At 63.7% G+C, this 18,832-nt stretch carries 22 protein-coding genes and 1 pseudogene; 6 read left to right on the forward strand and 17 right to left on the reverse strand.

Features of this window, described 5'->3' with window-relative positions:
* The first annotated feature begins 7 nt into the window (after positions 1-7).
* Together X733_RS1000000168165 and X733_RS149430 are read left to right on the forward strand one after the other, a co-directional pair.
* Positions 8-283, forward strand: coding sequence for an AbrB/MazE/SpoVT family DNA-binding domain-containing protein (locus X733_RS1000000168165; RefSeq protein ID WP_081725433.1), 276 nt, complete (start codon positions 8-10; stop codon positions 281-283).
* Positions 270-659 carry a type II toxin-antitoxin system VapC family toxin gene (locus X733_RS149430; protein WP_023687145.1) on the forward strand — a complete coding sequence of 130 codons (390 nt, stop codon included), beginning with the start codon at positions 270-272 and terminating at the stop codon, positions 657-659. The genes X733_RS1000000168165 and X733_RS149430 overlap by 14 nt, the downstream gene beginning before the upstream one ends.
* A 66-nt stretch (positions 660-725) precedes the next feature.
* Here the strand turns inward: X733_RS149430 and X733_RS149425 are convergent, their stop codons facing one another.
* Together X733_RS149425 and X733_RS149420 are read right to left on the reverse strand one after the other, a co-directional pair.
* On the reverse strand, positions 726-1,961 hold the full coding sequence (locus X733_RS149425; protein ID WP_023668426.1) for a class I SAM-dependent RNA methyltransferase: 1,236 nt from the start codon (positions 1,959-1,961) through the stop codon (positions 726-728).
* Positions 1,958-2,752: a TlyA family RNA methyltransferase gene (locus tag X733_RS149420; protein WP_023818965.1), complete on the reverse strand. Its 795-nt coding sequence runs from the start codon at positions 2,750-2,752 to the stop codon at positions 1,958-1,960. The genes X733_RS149425 and X733_RS149420 overlap by 4 nt, the downstream gene beginning before the upstream one ends.
* A gap of 146 nt (positions 2,753-2,898) precedes the next feature.
* On the opposite strand from X733_RS149420, the gene X733_RS149415 reads away from it, so the two are divergent.
* The gene (locus tag X733_RS149415) at positions 2,899-3,300 is read left to right on the forward strand and encodes a GFA family protein (protein WP_023687142.1); all 402 of its coding nucleotides are present in this window, start codon (positions 2,899-2,901) and stop codon (positions 3,298-3,300) included.
* On the opposite strand, the gene X733_RS149410 is transcribed toward X733_RS149415, so the two are convergent.
* The 8 genes from X733_RS149410 to X733_RS149375 form a co-directional block, all read right to left on the reverse strand.
* On the reverse strand, positions 3,297-3,581 hold the full coding sequence (locus tag X733_RS149410; RefSeq protein WP_023668429.1) for a hypothetical protein: 285 nt from the start codon (positions 3,579-3,581) through the stop codon (positions 3,297-3,299). The two genes, X733_RS149415 and X733_RS149410, sit on opposite strands and share 4 nt — an antisense overlap.
* 145 nt (positions 3,582-3,726) lie before the next feature.
* On the reverse strand, positions 3,727-5,640 hold the full coding sequence (dxs, locus tag X733_RS149405) for a 1-deoxy-D-xylulose-5-phosphate synthase (protein WP_023818966.1): 1,914 nt from the start codon (positions 5,638-5,640) through the stop codon (positions 3,727-3,729).
* A gap of 101 nt (positions 5,641-5,741) precedes the next feature.
* Positions 5,742-6,662 (reverse strand): pirin family protein, encoded by a 921-nt coding sequence (locus X733_RS149400; RefSeq protein WP_023685413.1) that lies wholly within the window; start codon positions 6,660-6,662, stop codon positions 5,742-5,744.
* A gap of 10 nt (positions 6,663-6,672) precedes the next feature.
* The gene (locus tag X733_RS149395) at positions 6,673-6,939 is read right to left on the reverse strand and encodes a DUF2277 domain-containing protein (protein ID WP_023668432.1); all 267 of its coding nucleotides are present in this window, start codon (positions 6,937-6,939) and stop codon (positions 6,673-6,675) included.
* 38 nt (positions 6,940-6,977) lie between these two features.
* On the reverse strand, positions 6,978-7,229 hold the full coding sequence (locus tag X733_RS149390; RefSeq protein WP_023668433.1) for an exodeoxyribonuclease VII small subunit: 252 nt from the start codon (positions 7,227-7,229) through the stop codon (positions 6,978-6,980).
* A gap of 3 nt (positions 7,230-7,232) precedes the next feature.
* On the reverse strand, positions 7,233-8,159 hold the full coding sequence (locus X733_RS149385) for a histone deacetylase family protein (protein WP_023685412.1): 927 nt from the start codon (positions 8,157-8,159) through the stop codon (positions 7,233-7,235).
* A gap of 71 nt (positions 8,160-8,230) precedes the next feature.
* Positions 8,231-9,214, reverse strand: coding sequence for a hypothetical protein (locus X733_RS149380; protein ID WP_023698510.1), 984 nt, complete (start codon positions 9,212-9,214; stop codon positions 8,231-8,233).
* A gap of 94 nt (positions 9,215-9,308) precedes the next feature.
* Complete coding sequence (locus X733_RS149375) at positions 9,309-9,917, reverse strand: TetR/AcrR family transcriptional regulator (protein ID WP_023708733.1); 609 nt, start codon at positions 9,915-9,917, stop codon at positions 9,309-9,311.
* Between the two features lie 118 nt (positions 9,918-10,035).
* Here X733_RS149375 and X733_RS149370 point away from each other — a divergent pair, with 118 nt between their 5' ends.
* Positions 10,036-11,259: an MFS transporter gene (locus tag X733_RS149370; RefSeq protein WP_031193415.1), complete on the forward strand. Its 1,224-nt coding sequence runs from the start codon at positions 10,036-10,038 to the stop codon at positions 11,257-11,259.
* Between the two features lie 62 nt (positions 11,260-11,321).
* Here the strand turns inward: X733_RS149370 and X733_RS149365 are convergent, their stop codons facing one another.
* The 3 genes and pseudogenes from X733_RS149365 to aroC form a co-directional block, all read right to left on the reverse strand.
* On the reverse strand, positions 11,322-11,744 hold the full coding sequence (locus X733_RS149365) for a hypothetical protein (protein WP_023685408.1): 423 nt from the start codon (positions 11,742-11,744) through the stop codon (positions 11,322-11,324).
* 18 nt (positions 11,745-11,762) lie between these two features.
* Positions 11,763-12,863: a 3,4-dihydroxy-2-butanone-4-phosphate synthase gene (ribB, locus tag X733_RS149360; RefSeq protein ID WP_023685407.1), complete on the reverse strand. Its 1,101-nt coding sequence runs from the start codon at positions 12,861-12,863 to the stop codon at positions 11,763-11,765.
* Positions 12,864-12,936: 73 nt separating this feature from the next.
* Positions 12,937-14,056 (reverse strand): annotated as a pseudogene (gene aroC, locus X733_RS01000000166290) (chorismate synthase).
* A 183-nt stretch (positions 14,057-14,239) separates the two neighbouring features.
* Between aroC and X733_RS149355 the strand changes: the two are divergent.
* Positions 14,240-14,494, forward strand: coding sequence for a DUF1344 domain-containing protein (locus X733_RS149355; protein WP_023685405.1), 255 nt, complete (start codon positions 14,240-14,242; stop codon positions 14,492-14,494).
* 82 nt (positions 14,495-14,576) lie between these two features.
* On the opposite strand, the gene X733_RS149350 is transcribed toward X733_RS149355, so the two are convergent.
* The 3 genes from X733_RS149350 to mddA form a co-directional block, all read right to left on the reverse strand.
* On the reverse strand, positions 14,577-15,164 hold the full coding sequence (locus X733_RS149350) for a histidine phosphatase family protein (RefSeq protein WP_023747553.1): 588 nt from the start codon (positions 15,162-15,164) through the stop codon (positions 14,577-14,579).
* Positions 15,165-15,210: 46 nt separating this feature from the next.
* Positions 15,211-16,032 carry an enoyl-ACP reductase FabI gene (gene fabI, locus X733_RS149345; protein WP_031193417.1) on the reverse strand — a complete coding sequence of 274 codons (822 nt, stop codon included), beginning with the start codon at positions 16,030-16,032 and terminating at the stop codon, positions 15,211-15,213.
* 224 nt (positions 16,033-16,256) lie between these two features.
* Positions 16,257-16,991 carry a methanethiol S-methyltransferase gene (gene mddA / locus X733_RS149340; RefSeq protein ID WP_023818971.1) on the reverse strand — a complete coding sequence of 245 codons (735 nt, stop codon included), beginning with the start codon at positions 16,989-16,991 and terminating at the stop codon, positions 16,257-16,259.
* A gap of 187 nt (positions 16,992-17,178) precedes the next feature.
* Here mddA and X733_RS149335 point away from each other — a divergent pair, with 187 nt between their 5' ends.
* Positions 17,179-17,814, forward strand: a complete 636-nt coding sequence (locus X733_RS149335) for a TetR/AcrR family transcriptional regulator (RefSeq protein ID WP_023818972.1) — start codon at positions 17,179-17,181, stop codon at positions 17,812-17,814.
* Between the two features lie 19 nt (positions 17,815-17,833).
* On the opposite strand, the gene X733_RS149330 is transcribed toward X733_RS149335, so the two are convergent.
* Positions 17,834-18,763, reverse strand: coding sequence for a J domain-containing protein (locus X733_RS149330; RefSeq protein WP_023692090.1), 930 nt, complete (start codon positions 18,761-18,763; stop codon positions 17,834-17,836).
* Between the last annotated feature and the right edge of the window lie 69 nt (positions 18,764-18,832).

The raw sequence follows: 18,832 nt of genomic DNA on the forward strand, positions 1-18,832 counted from the left end.
TACCGCAATGGGTGCAATAGAAAAGCTTATAACGACCGTCTCGACCAAGGGACAAGTCATCCTGCCCAGCGCTATCCGCAAACGGAGGGACTGGGGCGCGGGCACGCGCCTGCAGGTCGAAGACACACCGGACGGTGTACTTTTGAGACCGGCGCCTGCCTTTGCCCCGACACGACCAGAAGATGTCTTTGGTGTCCTGCCGCACAGTGGCAGACCGAAGACCTTGGAGGAGATGGACGCGGCCGTCCTTGCTGAAGCACGGCGGCGCCATGCTCGCGATTGATACCAACGTTGTCGTCAGGTATCTGACGAACGACGATCCCGAGCAGTCCCCGCGAGCCCGGCGGCTGATCGACGGTCAGCCCGTTTTCGTCGCCGTCACGGTGATCCTGGAGGCTGAGTGGGTGCTGCGCAGCGGCTATGGTTATGATCAGGCCTCGATCGTCAATGCACTGCGGGTGTTCGGCGGGCTTCCCACTGTCGAGATAGAGGATGCTGCGATGGTCTCTTCCGCGGTCGATCTAGCCGAGACGGGAATGGATTTCGCCGATGCGCTCCATCTGGGCAAGTCCTCGCACTGCTCAGCATTTGTGTCCTTCGACCGTAAGTTCATCAAGGCCGCACAAGCGGCCGGGTACGAAAGCGTTCGCGAAGGCTAGTTTGCCAGCCGGCTACGTCTTGCGGGGGGCGGCAAACTCAAGCACGGCCTTGTGAAAATCGGCGGATTAACGTCGCCGTTTCGGCTTCTCCAGCAGCGCCACGGCCTCGACATGCGGCGACCACAGGAACTGGTCGATGGGCGTGACGCTCTTCAAGATGTAGCCGCCGTCAATCAGGATGCGCAGGTCTCGTGCCAGCGTCACCGGATTGCAGGAGACGGCGGCGACGAACGGCACATCCGAGCGGGCGATCTGCTTCGACTGGTCCTCGGCGCCGGCGCGCGGCGGGTCGAAGACGACGCCATCGAAAGCATTCAGCTCCTTGAACGTCAGCGGCCGCCGGAACAGGTCGCGGCGTTCGCCGGTTACCCGCTTCAGGCCGGTGGCGAAGCGCGATCCGCGGTCGAGCGCCGAAAGGGCTGCCGCGTCGCCTTCGACCGCGTGGACTTCGGATTTGGCCGCCAGCCGAAGCGCAAAGCTGCCGCAGCCGGCGAAAAGATCCGCGACTTTCCTGGCACGCTTCAGATGTCCGCCAACGAGATCGGCCATCGTCTGTTCGGCGGCTTGCGTTGCCTGCAGGAAGGCGCCAGGCGGTATGGCGACAGCGACGGTGCCGAACATGACCACCGGCTTTTTCGGCTCGATGACAATCTCGTCGTCGATCGAAAGCCGGGCAAAGCCATTGGCCATGATGAAGTTGGAGGCGACCCGGCGCTGGTTCTCGCCCAGCTTGCCCGACTCATAGACAGCGACGTCAAGCCCCGAGCCCGTCACAGTGACCGCCATCCGGAACGATTTGGTGGTGGCGCAAACCAGGTCGGCGACCGACCTCAAGCGATCGAGCGCGGCAACGATCTCCGGCAGCGAGATCGGACATTCCTCGATGGGGATGATTTCCGGCGACAGATGGCGATGGAAGCCAAGCAGCATGCCTGTGTCGGCGCGCCTGGCGGCAAGCACGACGCGGCGGCGTGTGTGTGGCGCACACGGCACCAGGGCGCCGATGTCGCCGGCAATGCCTTTCAAGGCATGCACGACCTTGTCGCGTTTCCATTGCTGGTAAGCGTCGGCTTGCAGATGCTGGACGGCGCAGCCGCCACATTCGGTGAAATGCCGGCAGGCCGGATCGATACGCAGCGGCGACGTCTCCAATACCGCCATCAGCATGGCGCGATCCCTCTCGCGCGCGGCGGTGACGGTCTCGCCGGGCAGGGTGAAGGGAATGAACAGCTCGCCGGTTTCCGTCTCGGCGACGCCGTCGCCCTGCGAACCCAGTCTCTTGATGGTGAAGCCCGTGCTCATCGGTCCTTGGTCCCGGCATCCTTGGTCCCGGCATCCTTGATCCCGGCAAGCAGGAATTCGCGGTTGCCGTCCCCGCCTTCGATCGGCGACATGTGCAAGCCCAATGTACGCCAGCCAGGGACGCCTTCGAGCCATTCCTGCAGCAAGCCGGCCACACGGGCGGCGTCATAAGGGTCTTTCAAAAGACCGCCCTTGCCGATCGCCTCGCGGCCGGCCTCGAATTGCGGCTTGACCAGAAACACCGCACGAGCGCCGTCCCGTGCCAATGCCAACGCCGGTGGCATCGCCAGTTTCAACGAGATGAAGCTTACATCGGAGACGATGAAATCGGGGATACGGCCGCCGAGATCGGCAGCCGCGAGCGCGCGAGCGTTGAGGCCCTCGATAACCGTCACGCGCGGGTCGCCCGCAATGTCGGGATGCATCTGGCCGTGGCCGACATCGATGGCCGTGACATGGGCCGCGCCGCGTTCGAGCAGCACCTGGGTGAAGCCGCCTGTCGAGGCGCCGATATCGAGAGCTTCACTGCCCGCGGGATCGAGACTGAAATGGTCGAGCCCGGCGATCAGCTTCAGCGCCGCGCGTGAGACATAACCCTGCGCCGGGTCGTCGATGACGATGAGACAGCGCGGCAGAACCGTCTGGCCGGGCTTGCGGGCGACCACGCCGTCGACCATCACGGTGCCGCGCTCGACCGCGTCGCGGGCGCGCGAGCGGCTCGCAAACAGGCCGCGCTGGACGAGCATTTCGTCGAGCCGCTGGCGTGTGCTGGCTGGCAGAGGGGAGTTCATCGGCCTTCATGGCGAAAGCCGGCCGCGAAGGCAAGGACATTGGCATGGGAGGACGTCGAGACCCGGGCCGCAAGCCAGTCCGCCCGGTTGAATAGCGCAGCCAGTCCGGCAAGATGTAGAGGCTCAGGCAATGCGGAGGAAGACGAATGCTGACGGGAACCTGCCATTGCGGCGCCGCCCACTGGACGCTGGAAGGCGATCCCGGCCCGATCACGGCCTGCAATTGCACGCTTTGCCGCCGCTATGGCACGCTCTGGGCCTATGACTTTGTCGACGAGCGTATCCGGCTTGCGGGGCCTGTGCAGTCCTACACCCGCGCCGGCAAGGAGACGCCGTCGCTGGAAATCCTGTTTTGCCCGACATGTGCCTGTGTGCTTGCCTGGCGCGGTTTGCGCCGCAGCGACAGCGGCCGCACGCGTATCGCCGTCAATGTCAGGCTGGCACCGCCTGAGGCGGTCGCCGACCTGCCGATCGACCATTTCGACGGGCTGGACACTTATGACGACCTGCCGCGCGATGGGCGCTGCGTGCGCGATATGTGGTTTTAGAAGATCGTCCGTGAGACCTGCCGTTCAACGGCCGGCATCAGGCCGTCGCTTCCGTCATCTGAAGCCTGCTTGCGCGGGCGCTCGACAGCAACGACTGGTGCGTCCGGCACGACGACAAGCTGCGGCACCTGCTTGTAGGAAAAAGCGCCCCTGATATCGCCCATCTTGCGGGCGACGATGCCTGCCACCGCCTGTTCGAGCTTGCGGTCATAGCGCGTCTCGGCCATGGCCGGCGCGGCGATGACGGCCAAAAGGGCCGCGCCGCACAGAAGCGTTCGCATTGTTTTTAACTCCCTGCCTAGAGGCAGTTCTAGCAGGGCGGCGTTGAAAAACGGCCAAAAGAGACGGTAAGCGAAACGCCAAAGAGAAGCGTTAACAAAGTGTTAAGCTTGCACAGGCAACTGCTTCAGCTGCGTGAGGTTTGATTCAGGCGCGCTGCGCGCGCGCGGAATGGCCGAGCGCGACGAACACGGTGCGCACGATGCCGGCCGCGTCGAGCCCGGCATCGGCATACATTTTTTCCGGCTTGGCGTGGTCGGTGAACTCGTCTGGCAGCACCAGCGGCCGAACTTTCAGACCGCTTTCCAGCAAGCCTTCATGGGCGAGGAACTGCAGCACGTGGCTGGCGAAACCGCCGACAGCGCCCTCTTCCACCGTCACCAGCACTTCGTGCGAGCGGGCAAGACGGCGGATCAAATCCTCGTCGAGCGGCTTGGCGAAACGGGCATCCGCAACCGTTGTCGACAATCCGGCCGCGCCGAGTTCCTCGGCCGCCAGCAGGCAATCCTGCAGCCGGGTGCCAAAGGACAGAAGCGCCACTTTGGTGCCTTCCCTGACGATGCGGCCCTTGCCAATTTCGAGCACCGAGCCGCGCTCCGGCATGTCGACGCCGACGCCATTGCCGCGCGGATAGCGGAAGGCGATCGGGCCTTCGTCATAATAGCCGGCGGTGCGCACCATGTGGCGAAGCTCCGCCTCGTCGGCGGCCGCCATCACCACGAAGCCCGGCAGCGTCGCCAGGAAGGTGGTGTCGAAGGCGCCGCAATGAGTGGCGCCGTCGGCGCCGACGAAACCGGCGCGGTCGATCGGGAAACGCACCGGCAGTTTCTGGATCGCCACATCATGGACGACCTGATCGTAGGCGCGCTGCAGGAAGGTCGAATAGATGGCGGCGAAGGGCTTGTAGCCCTCGCTGGCGAGGCCGGCGGCGAAGGTCACGGCATGTTGCTCGGCAATGCCGACATCGAAGGTCCGGGTCGGAAACGCTTCGCCGAACAAATCGAGGCCGGTGCCGTTCGGCATGGCGGCGGTGACGGCGACGATACGTTCGTCCAGGCGGGCTTCCTGGACCAGGCTTTCGGCAAACACCTTGGTGTAGGCCGGCGCATTGGCCGGGGCCTTGGTCTGCGCGCCGGTGATGACGTCGAACTTGTTCACGCCATGATATTTGTCGGCCGCAGCCTCGGCCGGCGCGTAGCCCTTGCCCTTCTGGGTCACGACATGGATCAGCACCGGACCGTCGGCATGGTCGCGGACGTTCTTCAGCACCGGGATCAGATGCTCGAGATTGTGGCCGTCGATCGGGCCGATATGGTAGAAGCCAAGCTCCTCGAACAGCGTGCCGCCGGTGACGTAGCCGCGCGCATGCTCGACCGCCCGCTTGATGGCGCGATCGGCACGCTTGCCGAGATAGGAGGTCAGTTTCTTGCCGAAGTCGCGCAGGCCAAGATAGGTCTTGCCAGAGGCAAGCCGCGCCAGATAGGCGCTCATGGCGCCGGTCGGCGGCGCGATCGACATGTCGTTGTCGTTGAGAATGACGATCAGGCGAGCATCGAGCGCGCCGGCATTGTTCATGGCTTCATAGGCCATGCCGGCAGACATGGCGCCGTCGCCAATGACGGCAATGACATTGTTGTGGCCGCCGGAGAGGTCGCGCGCCATGGCCATGCCGAGGCCAGCGGAAATGGAGGTCGAGGAGTGCGCGGCGCCGAACGGGTCGTATTCGCTCTCGGCGCGACGGGTGAAGCCGGACAGGCCGCCCTCCTGGCGCAGCGTGCGGATGCGGTCGCGGCGGCCGGTCAGGATCTTGTGCGGATAGGCCTGGTGGCCGACATCCCAGATCACGCGGTCTTCCGGCGTGTTGAAGACATAGTGCAGCGCCACCGTCAGTTCGACGACACCGAGGCCGGCGCCGAGATGCCCGCCCGTATGCGAGACGGCATCGATCAGCTCGGCGCGCAGCTCCGAGGCCAGCTGCGGCAGCTCGCTTTCGTCAAGCTTCTTCAGGTCGGCTGGAATGCGGACCTTGTCGAGAAGCGGCGTATGCAGCGTTGCGTTCACTGGTAAAGGGCCTGCTCAGCTATGATGCGCGTCGATCATGGCGAAATATGCCTGCGTCGCCGGAATGTAAATGCGTGTCAGTGACGCGGGTGATGCTGACGTTAATTGTCCGGTAACGGAATGAACTCTTCCTCGTCTCCGGGAACGATATCGAAGCGGCCCGTCTTCCATTCCTGCTTGGCCTGTTCGATGCGTTCCTTCGACGACGAGACGAAGTTCCACCAGATGTGGCGCGGGGAGCCGAGCGAAGCGCCGCCGAAGAGCATGAAATGGGCGCCGCGCTCGGACGACACGACGATCTCGTCGCCAGGCCGGAACACCAGCAGCCGTTCGGCCGGAAAACGGTCGCCCGAGATTGAGACATCGCCGTCCAGCGTGTAGATGGCGCGTTCCTCGGCGTCGGCGGGAATTTTGACGCTGGCGCCGGGCGCCAGCCTCAGATCGGCGTAGAGCGTCTCGGTGTCGGCTCTTACCGGCGAGCGCAGTCCCTGGAAATCGCCGATCACCACGCGGCCGGAAACACCTTCGGCGTCGATCTCGGGCAGAAGGAGCGCGGCCGTGTTCTCGAACACCGGCGCCACTTCCTCCTTGCCGTCGGGCAAAGCCAGCCATGTCTGCAGGCCGGAGACCGACATCGGCGCGCCGCGCAGTTCTTCGGGCGTGCGCTCGGAATGGACAATGCCGCGGCCGGCGGTCATCAAATTCACGTCGCCGGGCTGGATGACCATCTCGGTGCCGAGCGAATCGCGGTGCCTGATATTGCCGTCGAACAGATAGGTGACGGTGGAAAGCCCGATATGCGGGTGCGGGCGCACATCCATCGCCTGGCCGGCGCGCAAGATCGCCGGCCCCATGCGGTCGAAGAAGATGAAGGGACCGACCAGCCGCCGCTTTGCCGTCGGCAGAGCGCGGCGAACCTGGAAGCCGCCAATATCCTTGGCGTTTGGAATGACCATGAGCTCGATCTGGTCGCTGGCGAAGGCATCGCCAGGCTCAGGGTCCTTGCCGGGGAAGAAACTCATCTGGATGTCCTCAGGCGAAGCGGAGCGCCGATTTGGCTTTTGCCTTGGCCGCCACCTCTTCGCGATTGCGCGGATGATGCGTGGTTTCCAGCGAATGCAGCAATTCATGCGCCGATTCGGCGATCGCCTCGACGGCACGGTCGAAGGCCGCCTGGTTGCGCTGCGAGGGCCGCGTCGTTCCGCTCAGTTTGCGCACGAATTGAAGCGCGGCGTCGCGGATCTCGTCATGGGTCGCCGGCGGCTCGAAATTGAACAGGGTCTTGATGTTTCTGCACATGCTTGAACTCCTATCTGCTTTATGCCCGCCCCATTCCACTACTCCGCGTCGAGCGGCTCCGTTCCCACCGGTTTGCCATCACGCGACAGCCTGATCTTCTCGACCTTGTCTTCGGCGGCCTTCAGCAGCCGGTCGCAATGGGCCTTCAGCGCCTCGCCGCGCTCATAGATCTTGATCGACTGGTCGAGCGGCACGTCGCCGCGTTCGAGATCATCGACAATCTTTTCCAGCGCGTCGAGTGCCTGCTCGAAGCTCATCGCCTTGACGTCTTCGTTTGCTTCGCCAGCCATACTTTATCCCTTCATCAGCCGCCCGACATGGGCAGCGACCGAAAATGCCAATCCCTGCAGATCGTAGCCGCCCTCGAGCAGGCTGACGAGCCGGTTGCCGCTGTGGCGCCCGGCGCGTTCCAGCAACTGGCCGGTCGCCCAGTCGAAATCGTCCTCGCTGAGGTTGATCTCGGCCAACGGATCGCGATGGTGAGCGTCGAAGCCTGCGGAAATGATGATCAGATCGGGCGCGAAATTGTCGAGTGCCGGCAGGACGCGCGACAGCAAGGCATCGCGAAACATGTCCGAGCCGGTCTGCGGCGCCAGCGGCGCGTTGACGATGTTGCCGGCGCCGGTTTCGTTTTTAGCCCCGGTGCCGGGATAGAGCGGCATCTGGTGCGTCGAACAATAGAGCACCGAGGGATCGTCCCAGAAAATGTCCTGCGTGCCATTGCCGTGATGCACGTCCCAGTCGACGATGGCGACACGCTCGGCGCCGTGTTTCTTCTGCGCGTAGCGGGCCGCGATCGCCGCGGTGTTGAACAGGCAAAAGCCCATGGCCGTGGTCTTTTCGGCATGATGGCCGGGCGGACGCGCGGCGACGAAGGCGTTGGCGACGCTGCCCTCGAAAACATCGTCGACGGCAGCGTTGGCCGCACCGATGGCAGTGACCACCGCCTGCCAGCTTTTCGGGCTGGCGCTGGTGTCGGCGTCGATCGAGGCAATGCCGCTTTCAGGGATCGCGGCGCGGACGCGGGCGACGAAATCCTCGGGGTGGGCGTAGAGGATTGTGGCCTCGTCGCCTTGCGGCGCCGTTACCCGATCGAGTGCGGTGAAGGCCTCGTCGTCGAGCACGCGCTCGATAGCGCGCAAGCGGTCCGGCCGCTCCGGATGACCGGGGGGCGTCAGATGTTCGAGGAAGATCGGATGGGTGTAGAGCCTGGTGACCATGACCCGATATAGGCGCGCCCGGCCGCTTTGACCATGGTTTGACGCCTCACCGCCCCGACGTTCAACAGGGATTACACCCCGGGCGCGGGCTGCGTCCAGCGCGAGCCGCCGAAGGAAGCCACCGCCTTGTCCCTGAGTTCCCTGAACTTGGACGACGCCTCGGCCAGCCGCTGGTCCCATTCGGCGTTCGGCACCTGGCCTTCGATAGTCCTAAAATAGACCTGCATCAGGCAGGCGATGGCGAAGGGTTCGATGAAGGCCGCCTTGAAGGCCCAGGCAAGGAGGATGGCGAGCACGAAGGCCCAGCCGCCGAGCTGCCCCGGTATGAACCACATGATGGCGGCGGCCGGCGCCAGCATCAAAAGGAAGATGACGAAGGACACGGCCCACATGATGACAGCCAGCCAGACCGCGTTCTTGACCATGGTCTTGCCGTTCTGGGCATAGAGCACGACGCCTTGCCGGGCGGTTTCGAAGGGCGACGACGAGTTGATGCGGATGTTGTAGCCGAGGATGATCTCGTCAACATAGGTCAGCGACAGGCGGATCACCGTATTGATGAAAGCGACCGGACCGCCGAGGCCCGGAATGGGCAGGAAGGCGGCGATGCCGCCGATCAGGCCGGTGATGGCGCGGATGGCGCCCTTGACCAGCTGGTCGACCACGAAAAGGATGTTGGCCTCGGCGAAACGCTCCTTCACCACGTCCTTGGCGTAGGCGATCTGGTCCTGCCCACTGGGAACGTCCCGGCCATCGATCAGATGCACCATGACGGCGATATGGCCGGCCTTGACGACGTAGAGGATGTATTCGCGGATCCAGTAGAGCGCGATCGAAACGATGCCGATGCCGACGATGCCGCCCCACAGTGCAAAGGAAAGCGGCCCGTCGGGATCGGTGGAGATATGGCCGACGCCATAGCCGACCGAGGCGCCGCTGCCGGTCGCCACGATATAGGCGAGCGTGATGCCGAAATAGACGATCATGCGAAAGACGATGAATGGCCATGTCCTGATCATGATGGACACCGACCTGCCGATTTCGAAATCCCACATGCGCCCGAATCTCCCCTCAGAGATGGACGGCGAGGATGAACCCGGGCCGGGAATTGTCAATCTCGGCAAATGCCGGGTCTCGGCCGACCAGATTTCAGGCCGGCTGCGAACCCTGTTTTTTGAGAAGCCCTTCAAGCAGTTGCTGGAAGGCTGCCACCACGGTCTTCGACGTCGCTTCGGGGTCGTTCGAGTTGGCGATGCGCTGCGCCGCCTGGCTGCTGGCGCCGTTGATCAGCCGGGCGGCGGTTTCGGGGTCGACGCCGGGGACGACCACCCCCTCCTGCTGCAGAGCCGTCAGATGATCGGTCATCGAGCCGACGCAGGCATTGGCGTTCGGCCATTGCGCCGGATCGCCGAGCACAGCCGGACCGTCGCGAAACATGATGCGCTGGATTTCCGGCTCCAGCGCCATCTCGATATAGGTCGTGCATTCGTCGACGAAACGCTGCCAGCGGCTTGGCGCCCGCGACGCAATCTCATGGATGCGGACGGCCATCTCGCCATCGATTTCGGCGATGACGGCCTGCAGCAGGCCCTTCTTGTCGCCGAAATGATGATAGAGCGCACCGCGCGTCAGCCCGGCCGAGGCGGTGAAGTCGTCCATCGACGCGTCGGCATAGCCGATCGTGCCGAAAGCGTGGCGGGCCGCCGTGATCAGCTTGGCGCGCGTTTCGGCAATCATCTCCTTGCGGGGTCTGTGCATGGTTCTGGCCTTATTCACATACGCTTCGTATGCCAATTGACATACGCGGCGTATCGACTACCTATATTCATACGCACCGTATGTAATTGTCGAATTGGCCTTTGTCGAGGAACCAGCCATGCAAAACCCATACTCGGAAATCTTTCGTGCCCCTGGAGCCAAGGGGTTTGCCGCCGCGGGCTTCCTCGCGCGGCTGCCGATCGCCATGGCGCCGATCGGCATCGTGGCCATGCTGTCGCAGACACGTGGCGAATACTGGCTGGCGGGAGCTGTCTCGGCGACGTTCGCGCTGAGCAACGCTTTCGTGGCGCCGCAGATATCACGGCTGGTCGATCGCCTCGGCCAGACGCGGATCGTGGTTCCGACCACCATCCTCACCGTGCTCGCCTTCGCGGTGCTGATTGCCGCAGCCAATCAGGACTGGCCGGTGTGGACGCTGTTTGTGTCGGCACTGGCGGCCGCCGCCATGCCCAGCATGCCGGCGATGGTGCGCGCGCGCTGGACCGAGATTTTTCGCGGCCGGCCGCAGATGAACACCGCATTCGCCTTCGAATCGGCGGCGGACGAACTCGTCTACATTGCAGGCGCATCGCTGTCGGTGGGCTTGAGTGCCGCTCTGTTCCCGGAAGCCGGTGTCCTGGTCAGCACGCTATTCCTCGCCCTTGGCTCGGCAGCCTTCATCCTGCAGCGTTCGACCGAACCACAAGTGCGGCCGGTGAATCATGTCTCGAGCGGCTCAGCAATCCGGCTCAGGCCGGTGCAGATCATCACCTTCGCCCTGATCTTCGTCGGCGCCACCTTCGCGACGACGGAAGTGAGCACGGTGGCGATCACCAAGGAACTCGGCCAGCCGGGCGCCGCCAGCCTCGTCATCGGCGTCTATGCGCTGGGATCGTTCGTGCTCGGCCTCGTCGTCGGTGCGCTCAACCTGAAAGCGCCGCTGCAGCGCCAGTTGGCCCTCGCGGTCGCCCTCGTTGCGCTCGGCACATTGCTGCCGCTCACCGCCGACACGGTGCCGCTGCTGGCGCTGACCGTTTTCATCAGCGGCGTGGCGATCTCGCCAACCTTCATCACCGCCTTCGGCCTGATCGAACGCCACGTGCCGGAAGCGATGCTGACCGAAGGCATCACTTGGGTGATGACAGGCATCGGCATCGGCATGGCGCTCGGTTCGTTTGCCGCCGGTGCGGTGGTGGATGAATTCGGCGCCCGCAACGGGTTCTGGGTCTCGGTGGCGGCCGGCGTCATCGCATTGGTCACGGTGTTGCTGGGCCAGCGCAGCCTGGCCACCCACACATGCGAGCTGGACGGATGCGACGCGGCCGCCGTTCCCGCGGAGTAAACGCACAAGCGTCCGGTCGGGAACGCGGATCGGACGCAGCTTTTCCAAAGGAGCGCGGCTCCCTACGACTGTTCAAGCCTCTTGCGGATCTCGTTTCCATCGAGAACGACAACAGGACTTCCCAGTGTCTCAACCATATCCGGGTTCAGATGGGGTATGGTTTCAGCGCGCCCGACCATCGGCGGACATTCTCCGGCGCAATACACGACCGAGCTGGTGACACGCAGGATTTTCCACAGCGCTTCGTAGAGGCGCGGATCGTCGGGCGGCCGCGCGACGGTGAAGCCTGAACATCGCGAGGCATCGCCGGGGTCGAAATTGAGATAGAGGTCGGCCGACGACGCATCGTCATAGGCGACGACCCAGCAGGTGAATTCAGGTTCACGCCTGGTGACGAACGGCGCGAAGGCATCCTCGACGATCGATGTGGGGAAGTAGCTCTCTTCGCCATCTTCAAAGCAATTGAGATAGGCCTCGAAGCTCATCCGACCGCCCCCTGTCCCCTAGAAAATCTCGGTCTTGGCGATATGAATGCCAAAGCCCTCAAGCCCGACATAGTGGCGCTCGCGCGAGGCGATCAGGTTGATCGAGGAAATGCCGAGGTCCTTCAGGATCTGGGCGCCGAGGCCGATTTCTCGCCACTCGTTCTCACGGCGGCGGGCCTCTTCGTGGTCCTCACGGTCGGCACTCATCGGCCGGTTGCGCTCCTGATGGGCGACGCCGACCGAACCCTCTCGGAGGTAAACGATGACGCCGCGCTTGCGTTCGCCCATCGCCTTCATGATGGCGTCGAGCCGGTGGCTGGTGCCGAACACATCGGTCACCACATCCTCGGAATGCAGCCGCACCGGCACGTCCTCGCCGTCACGGATGTCGCCGAAAACGACCGCGACATGGTGCATGGAATCCCAGGGCAGCGTGTAGGTGAAGACCTGTGCCTTGCCGCCGAGTGTGTCGATTTCGGAGCAGGCGACGCGTTCGACCAGCGTTTCCTTGCGCTGCCGGTAGGCGATGAGGTCGGCGACCGAGACCTGCTTGAGGCCGTGTTCCTCGGCAAAGCTCGCAACCTGCGGGCCGCGCTTGACGGTGCCGTCGTCATTGACCAGTTCCGAGATCACGCCAACCGGCGGCAGGCCGGCAAGCTTGCAGAGATCGACCGCGGCTTCGGTATGGCCCGAGCGCATCAGCACGCCGCCTTCCCTAGCGATCAGCGGGAAGATGTGGCCGGGCCGGACGAAATCCGAACCGCCGACATTGCCGTTGGCCAGGTTGCGCACGGTCAGCGTGCGGTCCTCGGCCGAAATGCCGGTGGTGGTGCCATGCTTGAAATCGACGCTGACGGTAAAGGCCGTGGTGTGGGCGGAATCATTGTCGGCGACCATCGGCTGCAGATTGAGCCGCTTGGCCTCCTCGCGCGGCATCGGCGTGCAGACGATGCCGGAGGTGTGACGGATGATGAAGGCCATTTTCTCCGGGCTGCAATGCACGGCGGCAACGATCAGGTCGCCCTCGTTCTCACGCCCGTCATCGTCCATGACGACGACGATCTCGCCGCGTTCGAAGGCGCGGATGGCTTCGACGATTTTCTTCTGATCGTATGGCATTGGCTCGCTTCGCTCGCAGGGAATAGGGTTGGGCAGTAGGAGTTAGGGAAGGAAGGACGGGCTGGCCTATTGCCTAATCCCTACTGCCTAATCCCCGGCCTGTCTGTCCCCGGTGCCGCAGATAATGGTCCGCGATGGCGCAGGCAACCATGGCTTCGCCGATCGGCACGGCACGGATGCCGACGCAGGGATCGTGGCGGCCCTTGGTCATGACGTCGACGTCGTTGCCGTCCTTGTCGATGGATTTGCGCGGCGTCAGGATCGACGAGGTCGGCTTGACGGCGAACCGGGCGACGATCGCCTGGCCGGTCGAGATGCCGCCCAGAATGCCGCCGGCATTGTTGGACAGGAAGACCGGCTTGCCGTCATTGCCGATGCGCATCTCGTCGGCATTCTGTTCGCCGGTGATGCGCGCGGCCTCGAAGCCGTTNGTTGCCGATCTCGACGCCCTTGACAGCGTTGATCGACATCAGGCCGGACGCGATGTCCTGGTCGAGCTTGGCATAGATCGGCGCGCCAAGGCCGGCTGGCACGCCGTCGGCGATGATTTCAATAACCGCGCCCACCGAGGAGCCGGATTTGCGGATGCCGTCGAGATAGCTGGTGAAGACCGGAACCGAGGCCGGATCGGGGGTGAAGAACGGGTTTTCGGCGTCACCGATGAAATTCCAGTTCCAGTTGGCGCGGTCGATCGATTTTTCGCCCATCGAGACCAGCGCGCCGCGCACCACCATTCCGGGCACCACCTTGCGCGCCAAGGCGCCGGCCGCCACGCGAGCGGCCGTCTCGCGCGCCGAGGAACGACCGCCGCCGCGATGGTCGCGCACGCCGTATTTGACTTCATAGGTGTAGTCGGCGTGGCCGGGACGGTACTGGCGGGCAATGTCGCCATAGTCCTTGGAGCGCTGGTCAACATTCTCGATCTGCATCGAGACGGGCGTGCCGGTGGTGATCATCGTCTCGCCGTCCTCGTCGAGGATGAAGCCGGATAGCACGTTCACCTCGTCCGGTTCGCGGCGCTGGGTCACAAAACGCGACTGGCCGGGACGGCGCTTGTCGAGTTCGGCCTGTATCTCTTGCCGCGTGAAGCGGATGCCGGGCGGGCAGCCATCGACCACGCAGCCGAGCGACGGGCCATGGCTTTCGCCCCAGGTGGTGACGCGGAAGAGATGGCCGAACGTGTTGTGAGACATGAATTTTAGCCCTGCCCGGCAGCGGACCGGATCAAAGGTGCGTTCTATTGTCGTTTTCCACAGCGGTCAAACTGTGATCCGGCGGTTTTAGTTTTGACACATTCGGTTGGTTTCTGCTCTCTTCCATCCGCCCGTTGAAAGCTCGCCGCCATCCGTGCAGGCGCAATGACAAAGAGGACGACGATGCGTACCCTGATTGGCGCTGCTGCCGCCATGTTGCTGATTTCCACCGCCGCCTATGCCGGCCAGACCGAAGGCCTGATCAAGAAGGTCGACAAGGACGCGCTGACGCTGACGCTGGAGGACGGCAAGTCCTTCAAGCTCAACGCCGAGACCGATCTCGATTCGCTGAAGCCGGGCATGGATATCGTCATTGCCTATGACGTGACGAATGGCGAGAACGTCGTCACCGATATGGAACTGCCCGACACCGAATAAGACCGACGCCGAACAGGGTCTTGCCGCTCGGCGGAGCCCTGCCGGGATAAACAGGACAGTCGTCCTGTTTATCTGCTCCAATCTAAAGCCAATCCAGACGCCCGTCCTGCAGCCTGAGCACCCGGTCCTGCCGCACTTCCAGGTTTGCCGCTTCGTGTTCGGAAACACCTTCGACCATCCTGAACAGGGTCCGCACGACGCCACCATGCGTGACGCAGACCGTCTGGCGGTCGAGCGCGTCGAACCACGGCTTCACCCGTTCGAGCAGCATCTGGTAGCTTTCGGCGCCCTCCCCCGGCGGCTGGAAATTCCATTTGTTGCGCCGTCGCGCCTTCGCCGAGCCCGGCATTCGCGTATCCAGTTCGGCATAGGTAAAGCCCTGCCAGTCGCCAAAGTGCACCTCGACCAGACGCGGGTCGGTGCGGTAGGCATCGGGATCGAGTTGCATCGCCAAGCGTAGCCGCTGCATCGTCTCGCGCGTCCGCTTCATCGGACTGGCGACAAAGTCGAAATCCTCAGGGTTCTGGATCAGCTCGGCCAGCCGCCGCCCATTGCGGGTCGCCTGCTCGCGGCCGAGCGCGTTGAGATCGGTGTCGGCCTGGCCCTGCAGCCGCGACTCGGCATTCCACTGCGTCTGGCCATGGCGCACGATGTAGACGAGCGGAACCATCAGGTCTTCCGGAAATCAGGACAGGCAGGCGGAAACCGCGGCAGAACTATTCCTTGACGGTCGAAATATCCGGCGCGTCGACCGACTTCATGCCGACGACGTGATAGCCGGAATCGACATGGTGCACCTCGCCGGTGACGCCACGCGACAGGTCCGACAGGAAATAGACGGCGGAATCGCCGACTTCTTCCTGGGTGACGGTCTGCTTGAGCGGCGAATTGTATTCGTTCCACTTCAAAATGTAGCGGAAGTCGCCGATGCCCGAAGCAGCCAAGGTCTTGATCGGCCCGGCCGAGATAGCGTTGACGCGGATCTTCTTGCCGCCGAGGTCGACGGCGAGATAGCGCACGCTGGCTTCGAGCGCTGCCTTGGCGACACCCATGACGTTGTAATGCGGCATAACCTTTTCGGCGCCATAATAGGTCAGCGTCAGCAGCGAGCCGCCATCGGTCATCAGCGCTTCGGCGCGCTTGGCGATGGTGGTGAAGGAATAGACCGAAATGTCCATGGTGCGCAGGAAATTGTCGCGCGTCGTCTCGACATAGCGTCCGGTCAACTCGTCCTTGTCGGAAAAGGCGATGGCATGGACGAGGAAGTCGAGCTTGCCGCCCCAATGCGTAGCGACATTGGCAAACACCTCGTCGAGGCTCGCCGGATCAGTGACATCGCAATGACCGGCGACAAAGGCGCCCAATTCCGCAGCCAGCGGCTCGACGCGCTTCTTGAACGCCTCGCCCTGATAGGTCAGCGCGATCTCGGCGCCATGGTCGACGCAGGCCTTGGCGATGCCGTAGGCAATCGATCTGTTGTTGGCGACGCCCAGTATAAGCCCGCGCTTGCCGGCCATTAGGCCCTGTCCACCCGCCATGTCAGCGCTCTCCGAAAGGTTTTCTGCTTTGGAGTGCCTATCGCACAGGCAGAAAGGCGCATCAAGCACAGACGGGGCGCGCGTTCAATTCAGACACTCGGCGTGACAACGAATGGGGGATAATAAGGTTGTTGTGAGATTTGAACGCCTCACTGCGGCCAGCGCGCCTTGATGGCCCAGGCCCGGCCGACCAGCCGAATCGGCTGGCCGGCAACGCATCGGCCCTATCCAGCCATTTTGCGCCAGGGAATGAGCATTCCCACCTGCTTGCGGTAGCTTCGGTACTGATCGCCGAACATCGCGACGAGATCGCGTTCCTCGAGGAAGATGCCGAGCAAGATGTAGCCGGTGCTGCCCACCGCGAACAGGAGATGGCCCCATGTCATGGACGGCGTCGCCCAGAAGGCCAGGAGGAAGCCGACATAGAGCGGGTGCCGGACCCATTTGTAGAACAGCGGCGTCCTGAACACGGGCGGCGCCGGTTCGCTCTTGCGCAAAGCGGCGAGAACCTGGCGCAGGCCGAACAGTTCGAAATGGTTGATCAGAAAGGTGCTGGTCAACAATACCGCCCAGCCGAGCCAGAACACGCCATGGATGACGGCGACCCAGACCGGGTTCTCGACCGTCCAGACGAGACCGGGAATCGGCCGCCATTCCCAGTAGAGCAGCAGCAGGATGAGGCTGGCCAAAAGCACATAGGTGCTGCGTTCGGCCGCGTGCGGGACAATCCGTGTCCACCAGCGCTTGAAAACCGGCCGCGCCATGATGCTGTGCTGGGCGGCGAAAAGGCCGAGCAGCAGTGCATTGCCGATGACGGCTTCGACCGGACTTCCAGCGACTCCGGAATCGATCGATTTCGGCACGACCATGTTGCCGACGAAACCGACCGCAAAGAGAAACGAACCGAGAAAAATCAGGTATGCGGCAACGCCGTAGATAAGGGTGATTACGCCCGCCATGACTGCCCCTCCATGCAAGCATCAGGATTCGGTCGGTCGACCGAATTCAGTGTCAAAAACCATAAATTCTCTGACGAGTCAACTTGATCGGTCGCTCGACCGAGATAGAGTGGAGGGACGTCCAGCCCCCGACAGGAGAAGCTATGATCCGCCCAGATTGCACCGCTACCAGCGGCAGCCACGCCGCATGACGGACGCTGCCGAAGCCGTTACCCCGCCGCAGAACAAGCAAAAGCGCGACACGCGCGCCGAACTGATTTCGGCTGCCGAGTTATGCCTCCATCGAGGCGGTTATGCCGATCTGTCGACGCGCCGCGTTGCCGAGATCGCCGGCGTTCCGCTCAGCCAGATCCATTACCATTTCGGCTCCAAGGAACGGCTGTTCCTGGCCCTGCTCGACCATCTGAACGAGGGCCTGCTGAAGCGCCAGGCGGAGACTTTTGCGGCACCGATGCCGCTGTGGCAACGCTGGGAGCGCGCTTGCGATTTCCTCGACGATGATCTGGCGTCCGGCTATGTCCGGATCCTGCACGAGATGATCGCGGCAAGCCTGTCGAGCCCCGAGATCGCCAAGGCGGTGCGCCGCGACCTGCGCGGCTGGTTCGAACTGCTGGACGGACTGGCGCAAGAGGCGGAGCGGCGGTTCGGCGGCCTCGGGCCATTCTCCGCCGCCGAAGTAACCAGCCTGGTCAGCGCCGCCTTCCTCGGCAGCGAGACGATGATCCTGCTTGAGATCGAGAGCCCGCATGTCCCGGTGCGGCAGGCGTTGCGCCGCTTCGGCGAAACCATCCGGCGGATGGAGGAAGTGGCGCCCGGCAGTTAGCCAGCGAAGTCGAGCCGCGTCAGCCTTTGCGGCTGCGCATCAGCGCTTCGAGTTCGCTGTCGCCGCCTTCCGGCAGCATGATGCGGACATGGGCGTAGAGATCGCCATGGCCGCCGGCCTTTTCCGGCAAGCCCCTGCCCTTCAGGCGCAGCACCTTATCGGAACTCGACCAGGCCGGAATGTTGACCGCCAGCCTGCCGGTCGGCGTGTCGACCGGCACCTTGGCGCCCAGCACCGCGTCGGCCAACGCTACCTCCAGATCGGCATGCAAGTCACGGCCCTCGATGCGGTAGCGCGGGTGCCTGCGGATACGGATCTTGACCAGCGCATCGCCCGGCTGTCCCGGCCCCTGCTCGCCCTGGCCCTTCAGCCGGATGGTCTGGCCATCCTCGACATAGACCGGCAGCTTGACCGCGATCTTGCGGCCGTCGGGGAACATCGCCGTCACCTTTTCGGCGGTCGCTATCTCCTCGATGGTGACGTCGAGCGTGACGTTCAGATCGGCGGCGGTCGCCTGCTGGCGGCGGTCGCCTGTTCCGGCGCCGCGCGCGCCGGAAAAGGCGTCGCCGAAGATCTGGCTGAAAATGTCGCTGTTGCCGTCGAACGGATCGCCGCCCGGACGCCCCGATCGGAATTCGAAGCGCGAGCCGCCGGCGCCCTGCTGGCGGCGGAAGCCACCGAACGGATCGCCGCCGCCGGCTGCGCCCTCGAAGCCCTGGAATTTCGGCTTGCCGTCGGCGTCGATCTCGCCGCGGTCGAAGGCCGCACGGTTCTTCTCGTCGCCGACGACCTCATAGGCCTGATTGGCGGCGGCAAAACGGTCCTTGGCCTTGGGATCATTCGGATTCTGGTCCGGATGATACTTCTTGGCGAGCTTGCGGTAAGCCGATTTTATGTCCTTGGCCGATGCGTTCTTGGCAACGCCCAGCACCTCATAGGGGTCGCGCATGCGTCCTGCCCTGGAAAATGAGTTAAATCCACGTTGGCCCTTATATGCGCTCCCATAGGAAGAAATTCC

The organism is Mesorhizobium sp. L2C066B000 (assembly GCF_000502335.1).
Lineage (GTDB): Bacteria > Pseudomonadota > Alphaproteobacteria > Rhizobiales > Rhizobiaceae > Mesorhizobium.